Below are 24,525 nucleotides of genomic sequence, written 5' to 3' on the forward strand. Positions count from 1 at the left end.
CAAGCCAATTAAAACTTGTAACATTATGAATACTATATTAATGTCTTTAATTATGATGACCATGACTTACGAAATGCCTAAACTTCCTTACGCAAACAATGCGTTGGAACCTGTAATCAGTCAGCAAACGATAGATTTCCATTACGGAAAACATCTACAAACGTATGTAAATAATCTGAATAGCCTCGTACCGGGAACAGAATATGAAGGTAAAACGGTGGAAGAAATCGTTGCCGCAGCACCGGATGGAGCTATATTCAATAACGCCGGACAAGTATTGAACCACAATCTGTATTTCCTGCAATTTGCCCCGAAACCTGCGAAGAAGGAACCGGCAGGCAAACTGGGAGAAGCTATCAAACGTGACTTCGGCAGCTTTGAAAACTTCAAGAAAGAATTCAACGCAGCAGCAGTAGGATTGTTCGGTTCGGGATGGGCTTGGTTGTCCGTTGACAAAGACGGCAAACTGCACATCACCAAAGAAGGAAACGGCAGCAACCCTGTACGTGCCGGACTGAAGCCGCTTCTCGGATTCGACGTGTGGGAACACTCCTATTATCTGGATTACCAAAACCGCCGTGCCGACCATGTCAACGCCCTGTGGAACATCATCGACTGGGATGTGGTTGAAAAAAGAATGTAACCGGATTTACTGACTAAACTATACTAATGAAAAGGTCGTTGTGAAAATCACAGCGGCCTTTTTTCTCACATAAAAAATCAATATTTATTGTATATCAGCTACATTAGTTGTATTTTTGCAACACTCATATCAGCATAACAAACAATTATGACATTACATAAAGGAAAAAACATACGATTGATTACCGCCATTGCCTTTCTCCTTTTCTTCCCTATTTTCTGCAATGCCGCCACCGCAGAAGAATCTGAGGAAGAAATACTTTTCATCACTTCTTATAATGCCGATACTAAATATACTTACGATAACATCAGTGCATTTATAAAGACTTATACGCAATTGGGCGGAAAATACTCTACCATTGTAGAAAATATGAATGCAACGGATTTAACCCAGGCCCATAAATGGAAAAAGACACTGACCGATATTCTGGACAAGCATCCGAAAGCGAAGTTAGTTGTCCTACTGGGTGGTGAAGCATGGAGCAGTTTCCTTCATCTCGAAGATGAGAAATACAAGCAGCTCCCCGTTTTCTTCGCAATGGCTTCACGCAACGGCATCCATATCCCGGATGATTCTATTGATATCCGAAGTTATGAGCCTCAAAGCATTGACTTAACGGAGAAGATGAAAGAGTACAATGTAAAATACTGTAATACATACGAATATGACATCAACAAAGATATAGAAATGATGCAGGATTTTTATCCGGAAATGGATAACCTGGTATTCGTATCAGACAATACATACAATGGACTGGCTGAGCTTGCCTGGTTCAAAAAGAACCTGAAAAATTATCCGGAATTGTCGGTTACTTATATCGACGGTCGTATTCATACCATTGATACGGCTGTCAGCCAGCTACGGAATCTTTCGCCAAAATCAGTGATGTTACTCGGCATCTGGCGGGTGGACAACCGTGGAATTACCTATATGAATAACTCCGTTTATGCTTTTTCCAAAGCCAACCCTTTGCTGCCGGTGTTCAGCCTGACTTCCACCGCCATAGGATACTGGGCTATCGGCGGATATGTTCCCCAATATGAAGGGGTGGGAAAAAGTATGGGAGAATATGCCTACCAATTTTTAGACCGGGGGAAAACTGATATCAGAAGCATCAATATTCTACCTAATAAGTATAAATTTGATGCCAACAAGCTGAAAGAATGGGGATTTGAAGATAAGAAACTGCCTGTCGGCTCGCTTGTTATCAATCAGCCGATTCCTTTCTTTGTGGCTTATAAGACGGAGGTACAGTTCATCCTGCTCATATTCCTGGTATTGATAGGCGGATTGATGATTTCACTATATTACTATTACCGGACTAAAATCCTGAAAAACCACCTCGAAAGAACGACGGAACAATTGCGGGAAGACAAAAAGAAACTGGAAGCGTCCGAAATCGAACTGCGTGATGCCAAGGAACGTGCCGAGGAAGCCAATCAACTGAAAAGCGCCTTTGTGTCGAACATGAGCCACGAAATACGGACACCGCTGAATGCCATCGTAGGCTTTTCCAGTCTGATTGTTGATTCGGTAGACCATAACGGCGAACTTCAGGAATACGCGAATATTGTTCAGACTAATTCCAATCTGTTACTCCAATTAATTAGCGATGTATTGGATATATCACGTTTGGAGTCAGGTAAATTGCAATTCAAATATGAGTGGTGTGAATTGATGAATCATTGTCAAAACATGATTACTCTGACGAATCAGAATAAAACGAAAGATGTAAATATCAGTCTCCAGATGCCCAAAGAGCCGTATCTATTATATACCGACCCGCTGCGCCTGCAACAAATCATTATCAATCTGCTGAATAATGCGTTGAAATTCACGCCTGCGGGAGGAAGTATCACACTGGACTACAAAGTGGACGAAGAAAAGCAATGTATGTTATTCTCCGTGACTGATACCGGTACAGGAATCCCCGAAGAGAAACAGGAACTCGTATTCCAGCGTTTCGAGAAACTGAACGAGTTTATTCAGGGAACGGGACTGGGACTGGCTATCTGCAAGTTGACCATTCAGTACATGCAAGGTGATATATGGATTGACAAGAACTACAAGAATGGCGCACGATTTGTCTTTTCCCATCCTATCAAAAAACAGGAATCGGCAGAAAAATGAAAAATAATCTGTCGATTTAGTGTTTTTCTGTTTCTTTTTCGCTTACTTTGCCCCCGTAAAGACAAAGGGGTGCCCCATGAGGGGCTGAGATTATACCCTAGGAACCTGAGGCAGTTAGTACTGACGTAGGGATTGTGTTTCTTCTTATCGCCTTTCCATAAAAGCACGCTCTTTGTATTTACTTTCAACTTATTTATTCTGATAGGACAATGAAAGTACAAGTGAACAACAAAGAGGTGGAAATGATTCCCGACTCTACCCTTACACAACTGACAGCGCAACTCGAACTTCCGGTTCAGGGTATCGCTATCGCCGTGAACAACAAAATGATTCCCCGCACCGAGTGGGAACGTTTCACGCTTCATGAGAATGACAACCTGGTAATTATCAAGGCAGCATGCGGAGGATAAAGTGATGGTCAGTCTACAATTTATCACGCATCAGACCGAACGGTATTCATACTTCGAATCGGCACGTATGGCACTCGAAGGCGGGTGCAAATGGATTCAACTACGCATGAAGGATGCTTCTCTCAAGGAAGTGGAAGCGGTGGCACTGCAACTGAAACCACTTTGTAAAGAGTACGAAGCGGTTTTAATTCTCGACGACCACGTCGAACTGGTCAAAAAACTGGAAGTGGACGGCGTGCACCTGGGTAAAAAGGATATGCCTATCGACCAGGCAAGGCAAATGCTCGGAGAAGCCTTTATTATCGGCGGCACGGCAAATACATTCGAAGACGTCGTGCAGCATTATCGCGCCGGAGCCGACTATCTCGGCATCGGGCCTTTCCGGTTCACTACTACCAAGAAGAACCTGAGCCCTGTACTGGGCTTGGAAGGATATTCGTCCATCCTTTCCCAAATGAAGGAAGCGAATATCGAACTGCCCGTAGTGGCTATCGGTGGAATCACGAACGAGGATATTCCTGATATTCTCCGCACAGGAGTCAACGGGATTGCCATGTCCGGCACGATTCTCCGGGCTGAAAATCCGGTAGAGGAAACACGAAAAATTCTAAGTAATTCATAAATCAACATCTATCATTCTAAATTCCAAAAAACATGGAAAAGTTAGTAATTGCAGGACGTGAATTTAACTCACGCCTTTTCCTGGGAACAGGAAAATTCAATTCCAATGAAGTAATGGAACAGTCCATTCTGGCTTCAGGCACAGAAATGGTGACGGTTGCCATGAAACGTATCGACATGGACAATAAAGAGGACGACATGCTGAAACATATTATCCATCCGAATATCCAGTTATTGCCCAATACTTCCGGTGTACGTGATGCGGAAGAAGCTGTTTTTGCCGCACAGATGGCGCGTGAAGCGTTCGGTACGAACTGGCTGAAACTGGAAATTCATCCCGATCCCCGTTATCTGCTCCCCGACTCTATCGAGACACTGAAGGCTACGGAAGAGTTGGTAAAACTGGGCTTTATCGTATTGCCCTATTGCCAGGCAGACCCTGTGCTTTGCAAACGTCTGGAAGAAGCCGGTGCAGCTACCGTCATGCCTCTTGGTGCTCCGATTGGCACGAATAAGGGATTGCAAACTAAAGAGTTCCTGCAAATCATTATCGAACAGGCAGGTATCCCCGTTGTTGTCGATGCCGGTATCGGCGCGCCAAGCCATGCTGCCGAAGCAATGGAACTGGGTGCTTCTGCCGTATTGGTGAATACGGCAATCGCCGTTGCCGGAAACCCGGTAGAGATGGCAAAGGCTTTCAAAGCTGCCACCGAAGCCGGAAGACGGGCTTACGAAGCGGGATTAGGACTGCAAGCGAACAACTTTATAGCCGAAGCAAGCTCACCTCTGACTGCTTTCCTGGATAAATAATATGAATGAGTAGCTGACTACTAAAAAAACAATTATGGAACAAAGAATAAAATTTCCCCGCTCTCAAAAAGTATATTTACCCGGCAAACTTTATCCGAATATCCGTGTAGCCATGCGGAAAGTGGAACAAGTGCCCAGCGTCAGTTTTGAAGGCGAAGAAAAGATTGCGACACCGAATCCCGAAGTATATGTATATGATACCAGCGGTCCGTTCAGCGACACGGATATGAGTATCGACCTTAAAAAAGGCTTGCCGCGAATGCGCGAAGAATGGATTGTAGGTCGCGGTGATGTGGAACAACTTCCTGAAATCACATCCGAATACGGACGCATGAGACGGGATGACAAGAATCTCGACCACCTGCGTTTTGAACATATCGCCCTGCCTTATCGTGCAAAAAAAGGGGAAGCTATCACCCAAATGGCGTATGCCAAAAGAGGTATCATCACTCCCGAAATGGAGTATGTGGCTATCCGTGAGAATATGAACTGTGAGGAATTGGGAATAAAAAGCCATATCACCCCTGAATTTGTCCGCCGGGAGATTGCGGAAGGACGTGCCGTACTGCCTGCCAATATCAATCATCCGGAAGCCGAACCGATGATTATCGGACGCAACTTTCTAGTGAAAATCAATACGAATATCGGAAACTCCGCTACTACTTCGAGCATTGACGAAGAAGTGGAAAAAGCATTGTGGAGTTGCAAATGGGGCGGTGATACTTTGATGGATCTCTCTACGGGAGAAAATATCCACGAGACACGCGAGTGGATTATCCGCAATTGCCCCGTTCCGGTCGGCACGGTTCCTATCTATCAGGCACTTGAAAAAGTAAACGGTGTAGTGGAAGACCTGACATGGGAAATCTACCGGGATACTTTGATTGAACAATGCGAGCAGGGAGTGGATTATTTTACGATTCATGCAGGTATCCGCCGCCATAATGTACACCTTGCCGATAATCGCCTGTGTGGTATTGTCAGTCGCGGGGGAAGTATTATGAGTAAATGGTGCCTGGAGCATGACCAGGAGAGTTTCTTGTATGATCACTTCGATGATATTTGTGATATTCTGGCAGAGTATGATGTAGCGGTGTCTTTGGGAGACGGACTTCGTCCGGGTTCTATCTATGATGCCAACGATGAAGCTCAGTTTGCAGAACTGGATACGATGGGAGAACTGGTACTTCGCGCCTGGGACAAGAATGTCCAGGCATTTATCGAAGGCCCCGGGCATGTGCCGATGCACAAGATTAAAGAGAATATGGAACGTCAGATTGAGAAGTGCCACGATGCACCGTTCTACACGCTCGGCCCGTTGGTGACGGATATCGCTCCGGGATACGACCATATCACTTCCGCTATCGGTGCCGCACAAATCGGATGGCTGGGTACGGCAATGCTTTGTTATGTGACTCCGAAGGAGCATCTTGCCCTGCCGGACAAAGAAGATGTCCGTGTAGGAGTTATCACCTACAAGATAGCTGCTCATGCCGCCGACCTTGCCAAAGGGCATCCGGGTGCACAGGTACGTGACAACGCACTGAGCAAAGCACGTTATGAGTTCCGTTGGAAAGACCAGTTCGACTTGTCACTCGACCCGGAACGGGCACAGACTTATTTCCGTGCAGGACACCACATCGACGGGGAATATTGTACGATGTGCGGGCCCAACTTCTGTGCGATGCGATTATCACGTGATTTAAAAAAGAGTAAGAAGTAAAAAGAGGAAAAAGGTTCTGACAACCTCTCAACCTCATTTTTCAATTCTCAATTTTTAATTTTTAATTTAATAAGAATGTTCTCTGACGAATTAGAAAAAATACCCTGGGAAGAGACGACAAAAGCCATCTATTCCAAAACTGATGCCGATGTACGCCGTGCATTAGGTAAGAAAGAACATTTGGACGTCAACGACTTTATGGCGCTGATTTCACCTGCCGCCACTCCTTATCTGGAAGTGATGGCACGCCTTAGCCAAAAATATACAATGGAACGGTTCGGCAAGACAATCTCTATGTTTGTGCCGCTCTATCTGACTAATTCATGTACCAATTCCTGTGTCTATTGTGGTTTTCACATCAGTAACCCGATGAAAAGAACGATACTGACAGAGGAAGAAATAATCAATGAATACAAGGCTATCAAGCGATTGGCTCCTTTCGAGAATCTTCTGCTCGTGACGGGTGAGAATCCTGCGGCAGCCGGAGTTCCGTACATCGCCCGTGCACTGGATTTGGCAAAGCCTTATTTCAGTAATCTGCAAATTGAGGTAATGCCGCTTAAAGTGGAAGAATATAAGGAACTGACGGATCATGGACTGAACGGAGTGATTTGTTTCCAGGAGACTTATAATAAGTCAAATTACAAGACGTATCATCCAAGAGGCATGAAGTCTAAATTTGAATGGCGCGTGGATGGTTTCGACCGTATGGGACAGGCAGGTGTGCACAAGATTGGTATGGGTGTCCTGATCGGACTGGAAGAATGGCGGACGGATGTCACCATGATGGCTTATCATCTGCGTTATCTGCAAAAATATTACTGGAAAACAAAATACAGCGTCAACTTCCCGCGCATGCGCCCGTCGGAGAATGGCGGTTTCCAACCGAACGTAATCATGAACGACCGGGAACTGGCTCAACTGACATTCGCCATGCGTATCTTCGACCATGATGTGGACATCTCTTATTCCACCCGCGAAAGTGCTGAAATCCGGAATAATATGGCTACACTGGGTGTAACGACTATGAGTGCGGAAAGTAAAACAGAGCCGGGAGGATATTACAGTTATCCACAGACACTAGAACAATTTCATGTCAGCGATGAACGGAAAGCGGTAGAGGTTGAACGTGATTTGAGAAAGTTAGGCCGTGAACCGATTTGGAAAGATTGGGATCAGTCTTTCGATTTTAAAAGATAAACGGATGCGATACGACAGACAAATGATTCTTCCCGAAATCGGAGAAGAAGGTCAGAAAAAGTTGTTGGATGCCAAAGTTCTTATAGTAGGCGTGGGAGGGTTAGGCTCTCCCATCGCCCTCTACTTGGCGGGTGCCGGTGTAGGCTGTATCGGGTTGGTGGATGATGACGTGGTAAGTATCAGCAATCTGCAACGGCAAGTACTCTATTCCGAGAAAGAGCTGGGTAAGTCCAAGGCAGTATGTGCAGCGGAGCGACTATCCGCCCTTAACAGTGAAATCAAAGTACAGCCCTACTCTACCCGACTGACAGAAGATAATGCTCGTGATATTATCGGGGAATATGATATGGTCGTGGATGGTTGCGATAACTTCACCACACGTTATCTGATTAATGACATTTGCATCGAACAGGGAAAGCCGTATATATACGGTGCCATCTGCGGTTTTGAAGGACAAGTTTCGGTATTCAATTTCGGAAACCGGAAGAAAAGTTACCGTGATCTCTATCCTGACGAGGAAGAAATGAAGCGAATGCCACCGCCGCCAAAAGGTGTAATGGGGATTACTCCCGCCGTCGTAGGAAGCATTGAAGCAACGGAAGTTCTGAAAGTTATTGGTGGATTTGGCGATGTTTTGGCAGGCGAACTATGGACTATTGACTTGCGGACATTGCAATCTAACAAATTTTCACTATAAACGTTGGTTTCTGATATAGTTAATCACTAACTTTGCTAAACAATCCAAGTTAACAAAGGAAATGAAATTAATTGTAGTCACCACACCCACTTTCTTCGTTGAAGAAGATAAGATTATTACTGCTCTTTTCGAAGAGGGCCTGGACATTCTACATCTTAGAAAACCGGAAACTCCGGCCATGTATTCAGAACGATTACTGACTCTTATCCCGGAAAAATATCACCGCCGCATTGTCACGCACGAACATTTTTATCTGAAGGAAGAGTTCAACCTGATGGGGATTCACCTGAATGCGCGAAATCCGAAAGAGCCGCATGACTACGACGGACATATCAGTTGTTCGTGCCACTCTGTCGAAGAGGTGAAAAACAAAAAGCACTTCTATGATTATGTTTTCATGAGTCCTATCTATGACAGTATCTCTAAAGTGAATTACTATTCAACATATACTGCCGAAGAATTGCGTGAAGCCCAAAAGGCCAAAATCATTGATTCCAAAGTCATGGCATTGGGGGGTATCAACGAAGACAATCTGCTGGAAATTAAAGATTTCGGTTTTGGGGGAGCTGTCGTACTGGGAGACCTTTGGAACAGGTTCGATGCCTGCTCGGATCAAAATTATCTTGCTGTAATCGAGCATTTCAAGAAGTTGAAGAAATTGTCGGATTAAAGAAAGAGACTACATTTATTAATCTCAATAATAAAAAAGCCGTTGCGAATCATCTTCTGCAACGGCTTTCTTTTTTCTATGGATACTTACCAGAATTTATATCCCACGCTGATTGCAAAATTCATATTTTTGCCACCACCGGTTTGTAATTTAGTCAATCCAAACTGTCCGTCCAGACCAACAATAAATTTATTGTATTCCAACGCAACTCCAACACCTAAACCAAAATCAAAACGATCCAGTCCTTTCGCTCCTGACAAGTCTTCACCAGTTTCATCTTCAAGATCTTTAATAGAAACATCTGCACTTTGTCCATTATATTCAAGAGTTACTTTGTCTATATCTCCAAAAGTATTAAACTTTACCTTAGCTTCATCTCCCTGCATTTTAACAGTAGCCTTTGTTTTACCACCTACACCATAAGCAAAATAAGGACCTGCGCTAATAACCAAATTCGTATTATCAGCCACACTAAAACGAGCAGCAGCCATTACTGGTAATTCCAGATACATTTGGTTCACAGTCACTTTTGCACTAGCTCCCATAAAATCACCATTATCAGCTTTTGTTCCTTTGGTAGAAAAGAACAAAGAAGGTTGCAATGACCACATATCATTGAATGCATACTCTGTCCCAACCCCAACTCTGAAACCAACTTTCGCATTCATGTCATCTGTTGTCCAGTTACTGACATTCATACCAACTTTGGCATTCCAACCAGTAATCTGAGAAAAACCTGCTACTGAAATCAGCGCAAATAATACAAATAAGACACTCTTCTTCATAATTTTAAAGTTTTAAATTAATACTCAAGGATTATACTTCCTCATTGTTTAACAATACAAATGTATAATTGTAATTCGTATTAAACAAATTTTTCGTTAACAAGTGCGTAAATTATAGAGTTTATACATAAAGAAAGGGAATTTCCTATTTTAGAGAACTCCCTTTCCTATTTTTTGTTCGGTTTTTCTTATCAGAATTCGTAGTGGAAGCCAAATGACAAGTCTTCGCTACTCAGTTTAAGACCGAAAGAATCTCCGGAAGTATTAATGTTTCTACGATAGCCCAGGAAACCATACTTAGCAACAAAAGAGAAATGCTTGTTCAGTTTCACAGCAATACCCGGTCTGATACCGATCTGTCCTGCTTTGCTGGTATCACCATCTTTGATTTTCACAAAGCCGAGAGCAGCAGTTCCGTCCATAAACAGGCGAACAGCACTGTTCTGATAATAAGACCAACGAACGTACGGAGCTACAAATACTGCATTGGCAGTTACGCCTTCGTTATACTCATGTGAATAATTCAATTCGGCACCCAATGCCCATGTTTTATTAAAGTTATATCCAATTTCCGGAGCAACTTTAAATGATGTAGTGTTGCCTGTGCTGTTACGCCAAACGTTCAAAGATCCGCCTACGTAAATGTCTTGTGCTTTTACAGCGATAGCTACCAGCATGATAACTACCAATAATAAACTCTTTTTCATCTTCTTTTTTTTAAAATTATACCATTAGACCCCATTTAGATCCGTTTCCGGGGTGCAAAAGTATAACCCTTTTTTCATTAAAACAACTTTTTAGTTAGTTTTTTATAAAATACACAACTTCTGTTTACACAAAATAAAATAGACTGCAAATACTTTTACAAGTATTCACAGCCTATTTATCAGATAGTTAAGTACCTAACCAGTGTATTTAGCTATCCCTCAATGGCTGCCTGCGCCGCCGCCAGTCTTGCCTATTAATCAACAAGTTAGTCTTTCATTGCAAGCATGCTGAAAACTTCATTAATTCTATAATAGTTCTTCAGCATATTCAATACAGTCTGTCATTGATTGCTCTGCTACAAAAGTAGCAATATTATTTTAATATAATAGTATATAAATACTAAGTTTCTTCCTTCTGTTTCATAACTTAATTAGTTTAAAGTTTCATTCAATAGATGTTCACTTGGCATAAGTAGGCATCAATAAAGTACAAATCTACCTTATCAGAGTTTTAATAAAGTAGGGGGTACAAGTGTTCAAAGTAACTTACTTCAAATACTTCATGTGCCCCTTCTCTTCTTACATATGAGAACTGGCTATGATTGTCAGTATCACCATGATGATGATTAATAAGACTGTACCTGCAAATAGCATGATACCAGTCCACTTGTTAGGTTCTGGATTTGGCATAGTAGTGTTGTATTGGGTTAATGGATTAGTGTTAAATTTAAGAATCAATACTTTCTAAATGCCCTTGAATAATAATGCACATAATAATTAGTATCCATCCTACCTACTTGCACATAAAACTCATCAAAGAAGTATTGTCTATTCCAAAACTTATCTTCTGGAGTGAAATCCCCAATTACATTATTAGGAATACAGTCCAATAATAAACTATCATATTTAATGAATTCTTCATAATCAAAAAGCATGCTACAACCTTGCCATACAATAGAGTCATTCTTAACATATATATCAATAGCAAAATTATTATAGCTACCTGACTCATCTTTGATAAGCCTTGAGTACATTTCTATATTATTGTCCTGTGCACCCATATCTTTAAAATGAGACCTATATTTATAGGTAGACCATTTTGTATTGACTATTGTACCTAATTTCTCAGCAAGAACATTTTCAATAACAGTACCATTCTCAACTGTAATACTATTAGATTGCTCTGCTTTTTGTTTTCCTGTACATCCTATGTTGAGAGTTAGGGTTAATGTTATAAGATAAATAATGTTATACTTTTTCATAATCATCCGCAATATTAAGTTGTTTGAAGTCAATAATCCACTTGTTCTCTAGTAAGAAGTCAGTACCAAATAAGCCATGTACCCGTATTCCACTTTCATCCTCAATGCTTTTAAAAGCATCCAATAAGGGTCTTACACAGAACTTGGGCTTATATATCTGACCTTCAAATGTGAAAGGCAGAGTAATCATATCTACCTTGTGCTTAGTTCCTTCAATTCCACTGATACAATAGTCACCAATAGGCTCTATTATATCCTTGAAGTATTCTACTACAGTGCTGTCTATCAGACTACAGGTACTTCCAGTATCCAAGATGAAGCAAAGGTGTTCACCTTTAACATCAACTAATATAATGGGAAGTCTGGTACTATTTAATCCATAATATAAGGAGTAGTACATTGGCTACCTATATTTATAGATGAGTATGATACTAACTATTAGGAAGACCATTCTATGTATCACTCCTACTAATGTCCACTCTAGCCATGTCCATGCAATGCTCCATATGCTTATCCCCAATAGAAGTAAGCCTAAAACATATAATATCTTTCTCATATCTTTTGGTGTTTAGCTCTTTTAGTTTATCATGTCATTAATGATTTCTTTAAGTGATTTGCCATTATACATTTCAAGTATAATACCTATGATAAAGATGATTAATACTCCTACTAAGATTTTCCAGAAAGCCAGTAAGTATAAAGCTATTGCTATCAGCACTAGTACAATGGATAATATCTTCTTCATAAAGCAATAAGTTTAAGGGAGTAGATAACCTAGTCCCTGATTAATACTAAATCTGTACTCTATAGATGTCAATCTCACCAGTCTTTTCTAAGGTGAGCAATTTAGCTTTAGTTATATCCACAATCTCGCCTGCAACTGAAGCACTATTCTGTTCTATTGGAATATAGGTCATCCCACCACTAATCATAGTGAATTGTACACTATTGCCATACTGACTGGATACCACAACTGCTTGTGATACAGCATTGATTTCATCTTGAGTAAAGTCTCTAATTGATTTAATATGCCATTGGTTAGGCTTCTTTTGTGGTGAATTATTGATAGGGCTAGAAGTAACTACCTCTATCATTTCATGTACATCTTGAGGGGTATAGCCTAGCTTCTTGGCAATAAACTCAACATAGTTTACAGCTCTCATAGTGTGTTTGCTATTCACTTCCATTAGATACACCAACTCATGCAGATATTCATCCTTCTCCTTTTTAGTAATAGGATAAGCATCTTGTACACTATCAGGGCTTATTTCAAGCATTTGATGAAACTTACTACTACTAATGTTGTGCTTTGCTGCTATTTCAAGAATAGTATTTCTCTCTTTAGCTGTCATTTCTCCACTTGCATAAGCAATAGTTAGTAAGTCTCGTAATCTACACAGTTCAGGGTCTTTAATTTTTCTCCTGAATAAGTCTAGTATTCCCATAATTATATTCCTTTGTAGCCATACTACAAAGAAGGTGTGAGCTTAACCTTAGTTGCTTATCAGAAGGTATCGCCAAACACCTATAACCATGCAAATAAGGAAAGCCCACACCTATATGGTATGAGCATTCACTAACCTGCTTTTGATGGTTATATCTGATTGAAATTGGCGATTTCTCTGATAACATCAAGCAAGAAGCAAACACTTCTTCTTCTAATATGTCTTAGTTAAACATCTATTTCATTAATTGTCATTTAATTAATACTGCTGCAAAGATAGAACTTTCCAGTCATACTTCATCATCTGACAGTCATAAATTAATAGGTTTCAAGGCATATCAATACCATAGATGCAGGCTATATCCTTATAATACCAAGGTAGGGCTAATTGTTCACTTTCTGTATGCCCAATTGATAAATAGAGTACCAGTAACTATCAATATAAGCCACTGTAATATCATATCTAATGCTGTCATATATACACAAGTTAAAGCCCCAGTCCATGATGAACTAGGGCTATCAACAACAATAAAAACACATAGTAAGAGGTATATAACCTCTTAATCCTTAAGTATCATACTTGTGAGGACAACCCCCACTAGAATCAAGATTATCTCACACATAATTCAATCGACATTTAATTTAATCTAACTTACTAACTATTGCTATAATTCATGTTTACATACTTCACCGAACCTCAAGTGGTTAAGTAATTATAGCAGTACATCTCTTTACCCTGTAATCAAATACCCTCAACCTATATTAGAAGAGGCATTCAACCTCTATAAAACTATCCCCTGATTTGCCATTCTACATCACTTACTTTGTATATATAATATGCAAGAAAGTGAGGCAGGAGAAATTTCCCATCATAATGGTATAATAACAGCAGAGGGGATGGATTTAATAGAAGGTAGGATATTGTAGACCTTAGAAGGTTAAGTATTTATAGTTTTCCTTCATCATGATAGGAGTAGTATTCTTTCTCTGGACTTAAGATTATATGGTCTGCTACATGAATCTCCATGAGTTCAGCCACCTTCCTTACTTTTTCAGTCAAAACATCATCCAAAGTACTGGGTTTCATGCTTCCAGAAGGGTGATTATGTGCCAATATTACCTGTGTTGCATTAGCCAATAAGGCAGCTTGTAATATCAACCTTACATCTACATAAGTTGCAGATATTCCACCTTCTGAAATAGGTACTATACCCAGTACTTTGTTAGACTGATTAAGCAGTACCACTTTAAAGCTTTCCTTGTATTCTATAGTGTCATCAGGGAAGCACTTTATCAATAGTTCATAGGCATCCTGTGAACTATTTATCTTGTATCTAGTTGATGATTTGACATTACTTTTATAGCTCAATTGAACCTCTGCTACATTCATTATACTATCCATTAGATACACTAATTAATGAACCAACTATATTCACTTTCACCATATAAAGCCTTATTAAGTCCTTCTGCCAATTGGGTGGCATTAAGTGACCTGTCCAAGAAGTTATCAATGTAGCTGCTCTTATTAGCTCCAGTTAGTAAGTTGTACACATTCCACATGCTGATTTCCCTGCTATCCAGAAGAGTACTAAAGTTATCATCATTATAGTATGCTTTGGCAACTAATCCTATTTGAGTATCAGTCATTAGCATCTGTGGTAACTTCTTCTTTTGGTCAACAGGAAGGAACTGATATAATCTGCATCTGCCTAAGAACTGGGCAAACTGGGATTCTCTCATATAAGTATCCTTATAAGCTGACATGTAATACAAATGCTTAGCTATATTGTATTCTTGCAATAGCCTCATCACTGAATTGAATAAGTCTGTGGTACTCATAACCTTTAGCTCTGACCTGTAACCATCTGTTGATACACACATGTTACAACATACCATGTTTTGAAATCCAATAAACACTTTGAACTTCTCTGCCCCCTTCTTGCTGTACAGATTCATGTGATTATAAGCTCTTACTCCACCTATGGTTAAGCTCAATCTGTTACCTGCAATATCCTCATATATGGTTGGTATCTCAAAACAGAACATCATCCTTTCAAAGTAGATGGTTTTATCAGATTCCAGTAACTGATTCACTGGTTTATGAATAGCTTCTGGTATTCTGCCTTTGATAACATGGCTTACCCTGATGGCAGGTTCATCTATTCTCTCATTAGTAAACACCTTATTAGCTGCTTCCCATACTGTTTCTATAAAGCTAGAGTGTGATATAGTAACCTCATTGTCCTTAGAGAACACAGGTGTAATACATTCCTCCTTGAGGTACTGCATGGTTACTTCCTTTGTATTAGCCTCAATAAAAGGTAACTTATTACCTTCTCTGGTGCTTATTAGTTCAGCTTCTACAGGATTTGTTGATATAATGCCTGTGTTGGTGACTTCTATTGGCTCAACTGTTTGAATATAAGGATTATCTACCTTATTTCTATTAGGGTATATCAGATTAGCTCTGACTGGCTGCAACTGCATTGTTTCCATATCTAATGTAATTAGGAGTATAGTTAATAGTTGGTTGATTCTGTTTGTCCATAAGTGCTGCTTTCCTTTGCATGAAGTCTGATGTAAGCTGCTGATACCATTCTGGATAAGCATGATAGATAGCAGTTAACTCTTCAATGGTCTTACTGCTGTTAATCTTACTTCTTATCATCTCTAGGTTAACTCCATCATTACACCAGTCAAGTATTATCTGACCTGTAGCAGGTGTAATGCTAAAGTCAGGCTTACCAATAAACAGGTTTGTCCTGTCTTTGGATGCAATAGTCTGGTGCTTCATGTTGATGTCAAAGACTATAGTAAACTCATAATCTATGCCATCTCTCATGACTGCTTTAAGTCCTACTTTCTCTGGTATCATCTTGCCATTCTTCTCACTTAAAACATAGTCTTGTTTGCATCTCATAGTGCATATTACATGGCTTCCAGACTGCAATACTTTCTGCATGAAAGCATTAATCCTAGGTGTCACCTTCTGCCAATTGGTGAAGCTGTTACCTTGTAGACCTGCATGGTATTCAAGCAAGGTATCCCAACATTGAGAAATGCTATCAATAATGATAACTTCCATACCTGCACCTTCACAAACTTCAATAGCTTGTATATAGGTTTCAGGTGTAAAGTTATCACTTAGGCTTAATACATTATAAGCACCTAAGTGAGCATAAAGGTCTGCACTTCCATGTTCACTATCAATAATGGCTATCTTAGTCCAGTCATTGCATAGACCATAAGCTAAAAGTAATGCAGAGTAGGTCTTACCTGAACCTGCACAACCTTGTAGAGCAAGCTTAATCTTAGCCTGCTTCTTGGATGAAACTCTTAAGTTCAACATATCTGAATAGTATTAATAGTTGATGTATAATCTATAAAGAAAAAAGGAAGCAAGTTCTAATAGACTTACTTCCTTGAGGTCAACATTAACAACCATCATAAAGTTGCCAATGTCATAGCTCCACCTTCACCTCTTTGGTGCAGCATATAGAACATATCACCTGTATCTGGTGAGCATACTTGAGAGATAACAGGATTGGTAACCTCTCCATTAAGGAACTTGTCACTAACTGCACCAGTTTCACATCCATAGACAAAGAAGCATTTACCTGTATGAGGATTCTGCTTTACTTCAATCTTACTTACTCCCTTTTGAGCCTTGAACTCATTCACTGTTACTGTTTCTAAGAACTTTAATCTTTCCATAATATTGTAATTTTATTGTTGTGCAGACAGACCATTCTGCTGCTGTTGATTCAGTTACTATGGTGGGGTAATGAGCTTACTGTAATGAGTTCATAATGTGAATCCAATAATCCCCAATATCCACAGGGGGGATATCCCACTCTTAAGGTCTGGGGTGGGTGAAAGTGTGACTTAGAGTGCACTTGTAGATATCAAGTTTGCAGAAATTTAAAATAAAAATTTAAAAAATCAGGGGACAGTATATCAGATGACAGTAGGGAGTGCTATACATTAGTTATGTACATATACAATAATCCCCTATCTTCTAGTGTGAAAACAGGGGATATTGGGTATGTATCATTCATATTCATTCATCATTAACAGTATCAATGTAATGCTTGATTTCATCATCATCTGGTACATCTGATGTAACTTTGTCTATCCAAGTATTATAACCTAAGTGAGGGTATAAGAGTACTTTAGCTTCCATATGTTCACTCCATGCTAGTGTCATTGGAACATCATTGGAAGACCAGATAACTTTCTTTTCAATCAGTAGGTCTCTATACTTTTTATATGTGTTCTTTGCCATATCCAAGTGGCTATAAATGACTTTATCTGATAGGTCTATCCTGAACTCATTGTTAACACAAAGGCAATATAACCCTATCATAACTCCTTTCTCTTCAGGACTTAAAGAGCTATCACTGAACAACTCTGCCCATATAATCCTGAAATCCTCTGGTGGATTAGGTAGATGATAAATATTTCTCTTGACCATATAGTTCTCCTGTATGGTCTTAACTTTAACATAGTTGCTTTCTTTTAATCTGGGGATAAAGGCATCCTTGATATAATCAAGGCTTACTCCTGTAGTGTCTGCTAACTGTTCATAGGTGGTGTTTGTTACCAAATATTCTTCTCCTATCTTATAAGGTGCATTAATATACAAACCTGCCAGTAGATAAAGGTCTTTGGGCTTGAAGTATTTACAAGCTTCAATGGGGATGATGGTGAATTGTTTAACTGTTGTCATTAATTCTTGTTTTGCAGGGGTCAAAATCCACCCCATACTAATTACCTACAGTAATAAAGGATAAGAGCTTATCCTAAAGTAATTAGTATAGGGTGATATTTGACCCTTATGATAAGTAAAATTGATATACATTTTGTAACACCTTAAAGTTAAGTATAATTAATCATATCACAATGCTTGCACTTGACTTATTGGGTTGGCTGTCAGTGATTATAAGTAATTTTAACAAATCATTTTCTTCCTTACTTATCCTCTCTTTATGAATGTTAAACTTGTCACCTGCCTGTATGATATACTCTCTCTTAGGTCTTATAGTCTTGAAGAAGCACTTAAACAGTGCAATGGTCTTCCTCTCATTGCCTGCCCAATCCTTATGTAGATGATATTGTATAATAGGGTTCATCCTCTCTCTAATTTCAGTATTACTATATTTCTTTCCAACCTTGAATGCCTTATTAACAGATAGTTTTAGGGGATGCTCATCATCAAGTGCCCAATATATGACAGAGTTATTGAATGTCTTGAAGCCTATTCTGTTGCCACTTTTGATAGTTTTTAGTCCTGCTATAAGCTCTTCTATTGAAATATAAGGATATAATACTTTGACTTCTTCATATATCTTTCTATTTGCTCTAGTGCCTCTTCTACTATTCATTTCAAGATATGGCATGTTAAGTTTACCTTCTGTATGTAGTTTTAGTATGTTATCTAATACTGCTAATCTTCCTTTGGCTACTTTATCTTTATATAGGGTTTTCTCCTCCTTTTCTCTCTCCTTTTGCTCCTTAGAGACTTGATTGTCATTAAGCTTATCACTGGTAGTAGTAGGATATAATTTGTTAAGTGCAGTACCTAAGCATTCCGGTTTATCATAATATGACTTGTATAAGTTAGTCCTTAACAATAAGCTATCTATATTCATATAAGCTACAGCACATCTATTCCAAGCATCAATCCTTGTTAACTTGATGTTAGGGAATCGACCTCTTATCCTGCCAGATGCTTTGTTCTTTATAGTGCTCTTTACAATGGAGAATAATCTCTGTAAGTTGCTATCACCTCTGCTTAGTTCATCTGCTGTATTTTGTAACTTGGATATCTTATCAGCTCTTTCTATTAATAGAGCAATATCATCATTCCACTTATCATAACACTTTATAGTATTATGGATTACAGTATCACTCAATATGTTGTCAGGTTTGCATAAATCATATACACTGGTTATATCCTTTAATGACATTGTTGTACTACCTCTGCTTGTATCGGATACAGTAATTAGATGACATTTGTCATTCACCTTAATATCAAACTTATTGAGAGCTAAGAATGTGATTCTTTTAGATAGTATTTCTGATAGCTCATCTATTGAAGCATAGAACTCTCCTGTATCTTCCTTATTATAAGTACTACATAATATGCAGCATTCTTTCTGTATATCTTCCTTAAGGTTCAATATGCTTAACCTTGCTTGTGATACAGATGTATATACAATTAGTACCTTATCTGTATCAGGTAGCTTTTCTATGGTTTCTTTCAATACTCCAATAGTATTACTGCATGGTCTTACCTTGATGTTTCTCTTAGGTAAATGATGCCATTTGATGATGTGTACATCTTCACTCTTAAGGACTGGATGACTAAATGCTTTATAATCTGTGGTACAGATACATCTTTTGTCTTTAGGGTATGCCATATAATAGTCTAAGATAGTAGATATATAAGGCTTATAGTTACACTCTGATTGAAGTTTCTCCATATCCTTAATCATAAAGAAACACTTTAATGCCTCTTCTTGACCTAGATAGTCCAACAGTCTACTTATGCTACTGGGAGTAACTAGAAACTTCTGTTTATTATTATCAGACCTATAGGCAGTTATCTCCTGTTCAAACATCATTTCTTGTATGTCTACATAGAAGCTAATTTCAGGATACTCTTTAGCATATAACTTAGCTTCATCCTCATGAGGAAACAGAATAATAGAATCTCTGTCAGCATGTAGCTCCAGATAAGTAATGCCTATATGGAGTACTTGGCATTCAATGATACCAGAGGGAATCATAGGTAGTTTCTCTGATATGTAATTAATACTTTCATCACACTCTATAATCTCTGCTGATTGTAGACTATCATTATTGGAAGCTTCAATAGTAGCAGGTAGGGCACTAAAGAAAGATTGTTTGGAGTCCTTAATCTTTAATGTTTGAGACTCTGTTATGGCATTTGACTTGCTATCAAAGTCAATAACAAAAGCATTCTTGAGGTCAAGATTAGCTAACTCATCTTCTAACTCTTGAAAGTCTACTACTTCCTCGGTTAAATCAACCTTAAGGTCTTGGTTGCTTCTACTCATATAGTATTTACATATAATATACACCTTAGTGCGCAAAGATACTAAAGAATCTCTATAGTTACTAGCTATAAAGATTCTTTTTACCACTTGGGTGCTATTAGCACCAACTAATATTCCCCAAATACATATTCAATAACCTTATTATTCAACATACTAATTGGAGAATAATCTTTCTTAATGTACCCTTCTGTTACCCTATGTGCGGATGCATGATTCAATGCAAACCCAACCTCTGCTGTACTAGCTCCACAATTATTCTGGGCAATGGTAGCCCATGAATGCCTGAAATTATAAATACAGATATCAGGAAGTTCATTATACTTGCAATAAGATTTTAAACCATTGTTTACATTTACATTAAAACAGTTACCATCCTGATACCTTTTATTGAAATTCAGAAGGTATTCATTATCTGACTTGTATTTCTCGAATAAATATAATATCCTTGATGGTATCTTGATTTCCAAATATGCACCATCACGCCTAAACTTCTTTGTCTTTAATCTATGATAACATAATACTCCCTCTCTTAAATTCTCCTTACGCAGTTCAAAGATATCTGCTGTATTCATCCCTGCTAGACAGAAAACCATTTCTGCTACATCTCTACTTAATTCTGGTAGAGATACTTTTAAATTAGATTCAGGTATTTCACCTGTAAAGAATCTCTTTAATATATCTATATCCAAAGCTCTCTTCTCTGGAACATCAGCTTTAGGTATTGAAATCTTCCTAAAAGGTTGTAATTTGATTCGGATGATATTCTTATCATAATCATTATACTCTTCAAGAGCTGCATTATATATCATCCTAATACAAGTTGGATACATTTCCTTTGCCCTATTTGTAGATGCTAAAGAGCTAATCCAGTCTTGAATAAACTTTGTAGTAAGCTTTGAAAACATTATATTCTCTGACTCTGCAAACCTTTCCAATGATTGATATGCCCATCTGTAGTTCTTTGCATTCCTAACCATCCCCCTAACAGTAGCCATCTCCAAAACATACTTCCTAGCATATTTAGAAAAAGATATATCTTCATCTATGTGTTGTAAATAGGATACAACCTCATTGGTATCCCAACTGGATATATCTACAGCATTCAATCTATCACTATAGAGTTTAATAAGGTTGGAACAATAAGAAAGTATTTCAGGGTCTTTAATTTCCCCTTTACGCAATTTTGATTTATCCACTGTTTTATCTGTATTTATATATCTTGCAACTCTATTATGAGTAACCCTTATTAATACAGCAAACAAGCCATCACTTCTCTGTGACCTAACACAAGCTTTAAAAGTTGCCATAATCATCTAATATTTAATTGTTTAACATAACATATTCACTGCAAACACCATGCTTTCCTTCTGCAAACATAGAGTCAAACAATCATTAAAAACAGACTATTATAACAATAGAAAGAGGGACTTACTATAAAAGCAAATCCCTCTATAACTTACTGATTAATATTGATTTATCAGATAGTCAAGTACCTAACCAGTGTATTCAACTATCCCTCAATAGCTGCTTGAGCCGCCGCCAGTCTTGCGATGGGCACGCGGAATGGAGAACAACTAACGTAGTTCAAGCCCACTCTGTGGCAGAACTTCACTGAAGAAGGCTCACCACCATGTTCACCACAAATACCGCATTTCAAATCCGGACGGATAGCACGGCCTTTTTCTGTTGCCATACGTACCAGTTGTCCCACACCATTCTGGTCGAGCACCTGGAACGGGTCTACTTTCAAAATCTTCTTTTCCAGATAAACAGGAAGGAAAGAAGCGATATCGTCACGAGAATAACCGAAGGTCATCTGCGTCAAGTCATTTGTACCGAATGAGAAGAATTCAGCAGAAGAAGCAATACGGTCGGCTGTCAAAGCTGCGCGCGGGATTTCAATCATTGTACCTACTTTGAAGTCAATGCTGTCTCCCAACTCTTCGAACAACTTCGCAGCTTCTGTGCGGATCACGTTTTCCTGTTCCTTGAATTCATATAAGATACCGGTCAACGGAACCATGATTTCCGGATGTGTCTCCACTCCTTCTTTCTTCAATTCCAATGCAGCCCCCAGAATAGCACGTGTCTGCATCTGCGTAATTTCAGGATATGTATTTCCCAAACGGCAACCACGGTGACCCAACATCGGGTTGTGTTCGCACAAGGATTCTACACGCTGCTGGATATAATGCAGACTTACGCCCATTGTATCCGCCATTTCCTGCTGTCCCTTCAAATCGTGAGGAACAAACTCATGCAAAGGAGGATCGAGCAGACGTACAGTCACCGGACAACCTGCCATTGCCTTGAAGATACCCTTGAAGTCAGCCTGCTGGTATGGAAGAATCTTAGCCAATGCTTTCCGACGTCCATCTGCATCTTCTGCCAGGATCATTTCACGCATTGCCTTGATTTTCTCACCTTCAAAGAACATATGTTCCGTACGGCAAAGACCGATACCTATCGCGCCGAAATTACGGGCTACTTCCGCATCATGAGGAGTATCCGCATTCGTGCGTACTTGCAGACGGGTATATTTATCAGCCAACGTCATCAATTCGGCAAAGTCACCGGAAAGTTCGGCAGCCTGCGTTTCCACCTTACCATTATATACAACACCCGTACTTCCGTTCAGAGAGATGTAATCGCCTTCTTTCAGCACTACACCATCAATTTCTACCGTACGGCCTTTATAATCAATATTCAATGCACCCGCACCCGACACACAGCATTTACCCATACCACGGGCAACCACAGCAGCGTGAGAAGTCATACCGCCACGAGCTGTCAGGATACCTTCGGCAACTGCCATACCTGCCAAGTCTTCAGGAGAAGTTTCGATACGAACCATCACTACACGCTTTCCGGCAGCATGCCATTCGGCAGCGTCGTCGGCGAAGAATACAATCTGACCGGTTGCAGCACCCGGAGAAGCCGGAAGACCGCGAGTCAGGACTTTAGCTTTCTTTAAAGCATCCTTATCAAATACAGGGTGAAGCAATTCGTCCAGCTTATTCGGCTCAACACGCATCAAAGCTGTCTTTTCATCAATCATACCTTGACGAAGCAAATCCATAGCAATTTTCACCATAGCGGCACCCGTACGCTTACCGTTACGTGTCTGAAGGAACCAAAGTTTACCTTCCTGTACGGTGAACTCCATGTCCTGCATATCTTTATAGTGATTTTCCAGTTTAGTCTGAAGCGCATCCAGTTCTTTGTAGATTTCCGGCATAGCTTCTTCCATAGAAGGATATTTTTCTGCGCGCTCTTCTTCGCTTACTCCGGCCAGTTGAGCCCAGCGTTGAGAACCGATCTTAGTGATCTGTTGCGGAGTACGGATACCTGCCACTACGTCTTCACCTTGCGCGTTAATCAGGTATTCACCATTGAAAAGGTCTTCACCCGTACCGGCATCACGTGAGAAACAAACACCGGTTGCCGATGTCTCACCCATATTACCGAATACCATCGCCTGAACGTTTACGGCTGTTCCCCATTCATCAGGAATACTTTCCATCTTACGGTAAAGGATAGCACGTTCATTCATCCATGAATCGAATACTGCGCAGATGGCACCCCAAAGCTGTTCGTATGCACAAGTCGGGAAATCTTTTCCTGTCTGTTCTTTTACGGCAGCTTTAAATTTCTTCACGAGTTCTTTCAAGTCTTCCACTTCCAACTCGTTGTCGAGTTTCACACCCTTCGATTCTTTCACCTCTTCGATGATTGCTTCGAACGGGTCGATATCTTCCTTATTGGTAGGCTTCATACCCAATACCACGTCACCGTACATCTGTACAAAGCGGCGGTAAGAATCCCATGCAAAGCGTGCGTTACCTGTCTTACGGATAATACCTTCCACCACTTCGTCATTCAGACCCAGGTTCAGGATAGTATCCATCATACCCGGCATAGACGCGCGGGCACCGGAACGTACAGACACCAACAAAGGATTTTCAATGTCACCAAATTTTGATTTCATCAAGCCCTCTACATTAGAGATGGCTTTCACGACATCATCTTTCAGTAACTCAACCACTTTGTCCTGTCCTAATGTATTGTATTCCGTACAAACATCTGTAGTTATTGTGAATCCTGGAGGGACTGGAATTCCGATCAAATTCATTTCAGCAAGATTGGCACCTTTACCACCTAGCAAATTCTTCATGTCAGCCTTTCCTTCTGCCTGACCATTACCAAAGGTATAAACTCTTTTTTTATCCATAATACTGTGTTTAAAGTTACATTATGATTATCTTCTGTTCGCAAATCTAAGGATATTTCGTAAACCAGAAAACTTTTTGCGAAAAAACTTTCTATCAAAATGCAATTTCG

General features: G+C 39.7%; 22 protein-coding genes and 1 riboswitch. Of the genes, 9 read left to right on the forward strand and 13 right to left on the reverse strand.

All coding sequences use genetic code 11. From position 1 onward, the window contains the following. Positions 1 to 25: 25 nt before the first annotated feature. The 9 genes from BacF7301_RS19595 (at position 26) to BacF7301_RS19635 (ending at position 8,904) form a co-directional block, all read left to right on the forward strand. On the forward strand, positions 26 to 643 hold the full coding sequence (locus BacF7301_RS19595; RefSeq protein ID WP_022138544.1) for a superoxide dismutase: 618 nt from the start codon (positions 26 to 28) through the stop codon (positions 641 to 643). Between the two features lie 147 nt (positions 644 to 790). Then, entirely contained in the window at positions 791 to 2,773 is a 1,983-nt protein-coding gene (locus tag BacF7301_RS19600; RefSeq protein ID WP_167965474.1) for a sensor histidine kinase, read from the forward strand. A 55-nt stretch (positions 2,774 to 2,828) separates the two neighbouring features. Further along, positions 2,829 to 2,922, forward strand: a riboswitch (TPP riboswitch). A gap of 60 nt (positions 2,923 to 2,982) precedes the next feature. Then, the gene (thiS, locus tag BacF7301_RS19605) at positions 2,983 to 3,183 is read left to right on the forward strand and encodes a sulfur carrier protein ThiS (RefSeq protein WP_024988332.1); all 201 of its coding nucleotides are present in this window, start codon (positions 2,983 to 2,985) and stop codon (positions 3,181 to 3,183) included. 4 nt (positions 3,184 to 3,187) lie between these two features. Then, the gene (locus tag BacF7301_RS19610; protein ID WP_167965476.1) at positions 3,188 to 3,805 is read left to right on the forward strand and encodes a thiamine phosphate synthase; all 618 of its coding nucleotides are present in this window, start codon (positions 3,188 to 3,190) and stop codon (positions 3,803 to 3,805) included. Positions 3,806 to 3,837: 32 nt separating this feature from the next. Next, positions 3,838 to 4,614, forward strand: a complete 777-nt coding sequence (locus tag BacF7301_RS19615; protein ID WP_167965478.1) for a thiazole synthase — start codon at positions 3,838 to 3,840, stop codon at positions 4,612 to 4,614. Positions 4,615 to 4,648: 34 nt separating this feature from the next. Next, positions 4,649 to 6,337 carry a phosphomethylpyrimidine synthase ThiC gene (gene thiC / locus BacF7301_RS19620; protein WP_167965480.1) on the forward strand — a complete coding sequence of 563 codons (1,689 nt, stop codon included), beginning with the start codon at positions 4,649 to 4,651 and terminating at the stop codon, positions 6,335 to 6,337. Between the two features lie 75 nt (positions 6,338 to 6,412). Beyond that, positions 6,413 to 7,537: a 2-iminoacetate synthase ThiH gene (gene thiH / locus BacF7301_RS19625; RefSeq protein ID WP_167965482.1), complete on the forward strand. Its 1,125-nt coding sequence runs from the start codon at positions 6,413 to 6,415 to the stop codon at positions 7,535 to 7,537. A gap of 4 nt (positions 7,538 to 7,541) precedes the next feature. Continuing rightward, a complete protein-coding gene (locus tag BacF7301_RS19630; RefSeq protein ID WP_167965484.1) occupies positions 7,542 to 8,234 on the forward strand; it encodes a HesA/MoeB/ThiF family protein in 693 nt (230 codons plus the stop codon). A 61-nt stretch (positions 8,235 to 8,295) separates the two neighbouring features. Next, a complete protein-coding gene (locus BacF7301_RS19635; protein WP_167965486.1) occupies positions 8,296 to 8,904 on the forward strand; it encodes a thiamine phosphate synthase in 609 nt (202 codons plus the stop codon). 86 nt (positions 8,905 to 8,990) lie between these two features. Here BacF7301_RS19635 and BacF7301_RS19640 read toward each other — a convergent pair whose 3' ends face one another. The 13 genes from BacF7301_RS19640 to ppdK all read right to left on the reverse strand — a co-directional run bounded on the left by BacF7301_RS19640 (position 8,991) and on the right by ppdK (position 24,415). Beyond that, entirely contained in the window at positions 8,991 to 9,689 is a 699-nt protein-coding gene (locus BacF7301_RS19640) for a porin family protein (RefSeq protein WP_167965488.1), read from the reverse strand. Positions 9,690 to 9,880: 191 nt separating this feature from the next. Then, on the reverse strand, positions 9,881 to 10,396 hold the full coding sequence (locus tag BacF7301_RS19645) for an outer membrane beta-barrel protein (RefSeq protein ID WP_167965490.1): 516 nt from the start codon (positions 10,394 to 10,396) through the stop codon (positions 9,881 to 9,883). A 734-nt stretch (positions 10,397 to 11,130) separates the two neighbouring features. After that, positions 11,131 to 11,658, reverse strand: a complete 528-nt coding sequence (locus BacF7301_RS19650) for a hypothetical protein (RefSeq protein WP_167965492.1) — start codon at positions 11,656 to 11,658, stop codon at positions 11,131 to 11,133. Beyond that, on the reverse strand, positions 11,645 to 12,058 hold the full coding sequence (locus BacF7301_RS19655) for a pepsin/retropepsin-like aspartic protease family protein (RefSeq protein WP_167965494.1): 414 nt from the start codon (positions 12,056 to 12,058) through the stop codon (positions 11,645 to 11,647). Before BacF7301_RS19655 ends, BacF7301_RS19650 begins: the two co-directional genes overlap by 14 nt. Before the next feature lie 391 nt (positions 12,059 to 12,449). Beyond that, positions 12,450 to 13,103, reverse strand: a complete 654-nt coding sequence (locus BacF7301_RS19660) for a tellurite resistance TerB family protein (RefSeq protein ID WP_167965496.1) — start codon at positions 13,101 to 13,103, stop codon at positions 12,450 to 12,452. 945 nt (positions 13,104 to 14,048) lie between these two features. Beyond that, positions 14,049 to 14,504 carry a JAB domain-containing protein gene (locus BacF7301_RS19665; RefSeq protein WP_167965498.1) on the reverse strand — a complete coding sequence of 152 codons (456 nt, stop codon included), beginning with the start codon at positions 14,502 to 14,504 and terminating at the stop codon, positions 14,049 to 14,051. 8 nt (positions 14,505 to 14,512) lie between these two features. After that, on the reverse strand, positions 14,513 to 15,598 hold the full coding sequence (locus BacF7301_RS19670; RefSeq protein WP_167965500.1) for a DUF3871 family protein: 1,086 nt from the start codon (positions 15,596 to 15,598) through the stop codon (positions 14,513 to 14,515). Beyond that, entirely contained in the window at positions 15,564 to 16,451 is an 888-nt protein-coding gene (locus BacF7301_RS19675) for an AAA family ATPase (RefSeq protein ID WP_167965502.1), read from the reverse strand. Before BacF7301_RS19675 ends, BacF7301_RS19670 begins: the two co-directional genes overlap by 35 nt. 95 nt (positions 16,452 to 16,546) lie before the next feature. Beyond that, a complete protein-coding gene (locus BacF7301_RS19680; RefSeq protein ID WP_122138281.1) occupies positions 16,547 to 16,816 on the reverse strand; it encodes a hypothetical protein in 270 nt (89 codons plus the stop codon). 346 nt (positions 16,817 to 17,162) lie between these two features. Then, on the reverse strand, positions 17,163 to 17,831 hold the full coding sequence (locus tag BacF7301_RS19685) for a hypothetical protein (RefSeq protein WP_167965504.1): 669 nt from the start codon (positions 17,829 to 17,831) through the stop codon (positions 17,163 to 17,165). Between the two features lie 163 nt (positions 17,832 to 17,994). Beyond that, complete coding sequence (locus BacF7301_RS19690) at positions 17,995 to 20,184, reverse strand: hypothetical protein (protein WP_167965506.1); 2,190 nt, start codon at positions 20,182 to 20,184, stop codon at positions 17,995 to 17,997. Positions 20,185 to 20,291: 107 nt separating this feature from the next. Then, positions 20,292 to 21,491, reverse strand: coding sequence for a tyrosine-type recombinase/integrase (locus BacF7301_RS19695; protein WP_167965508.1), 1,200 nt, complete (start codon positions 21,489 to 21,491; stop codon positions 20,292 to 20,294). Positions 21,492 to 21,694: 203 nt separating this feature from the next. Then, a complete protein-coding gene (ppdK, locus tag BacF7301_RS19700) occupies positions 21,695 to 24,415 on the reverse strand; it encodes a pyruvate, phosphate dikinase (protein ID WP_167965510.1) in 2,721 nt (906 codons plus the stop codon). Positions 24,416 to 24,525 lie beyond the last annotated feature (110 nt).

The organism is Bacteroides faecium (assembly GCF_012113595.1).
Lineage (GTDB): Bacteria > Bacteroidota > Bacteroidia > Bacteroidales > Bacteroidaceae > Bacteroides > Bacteroides faecium.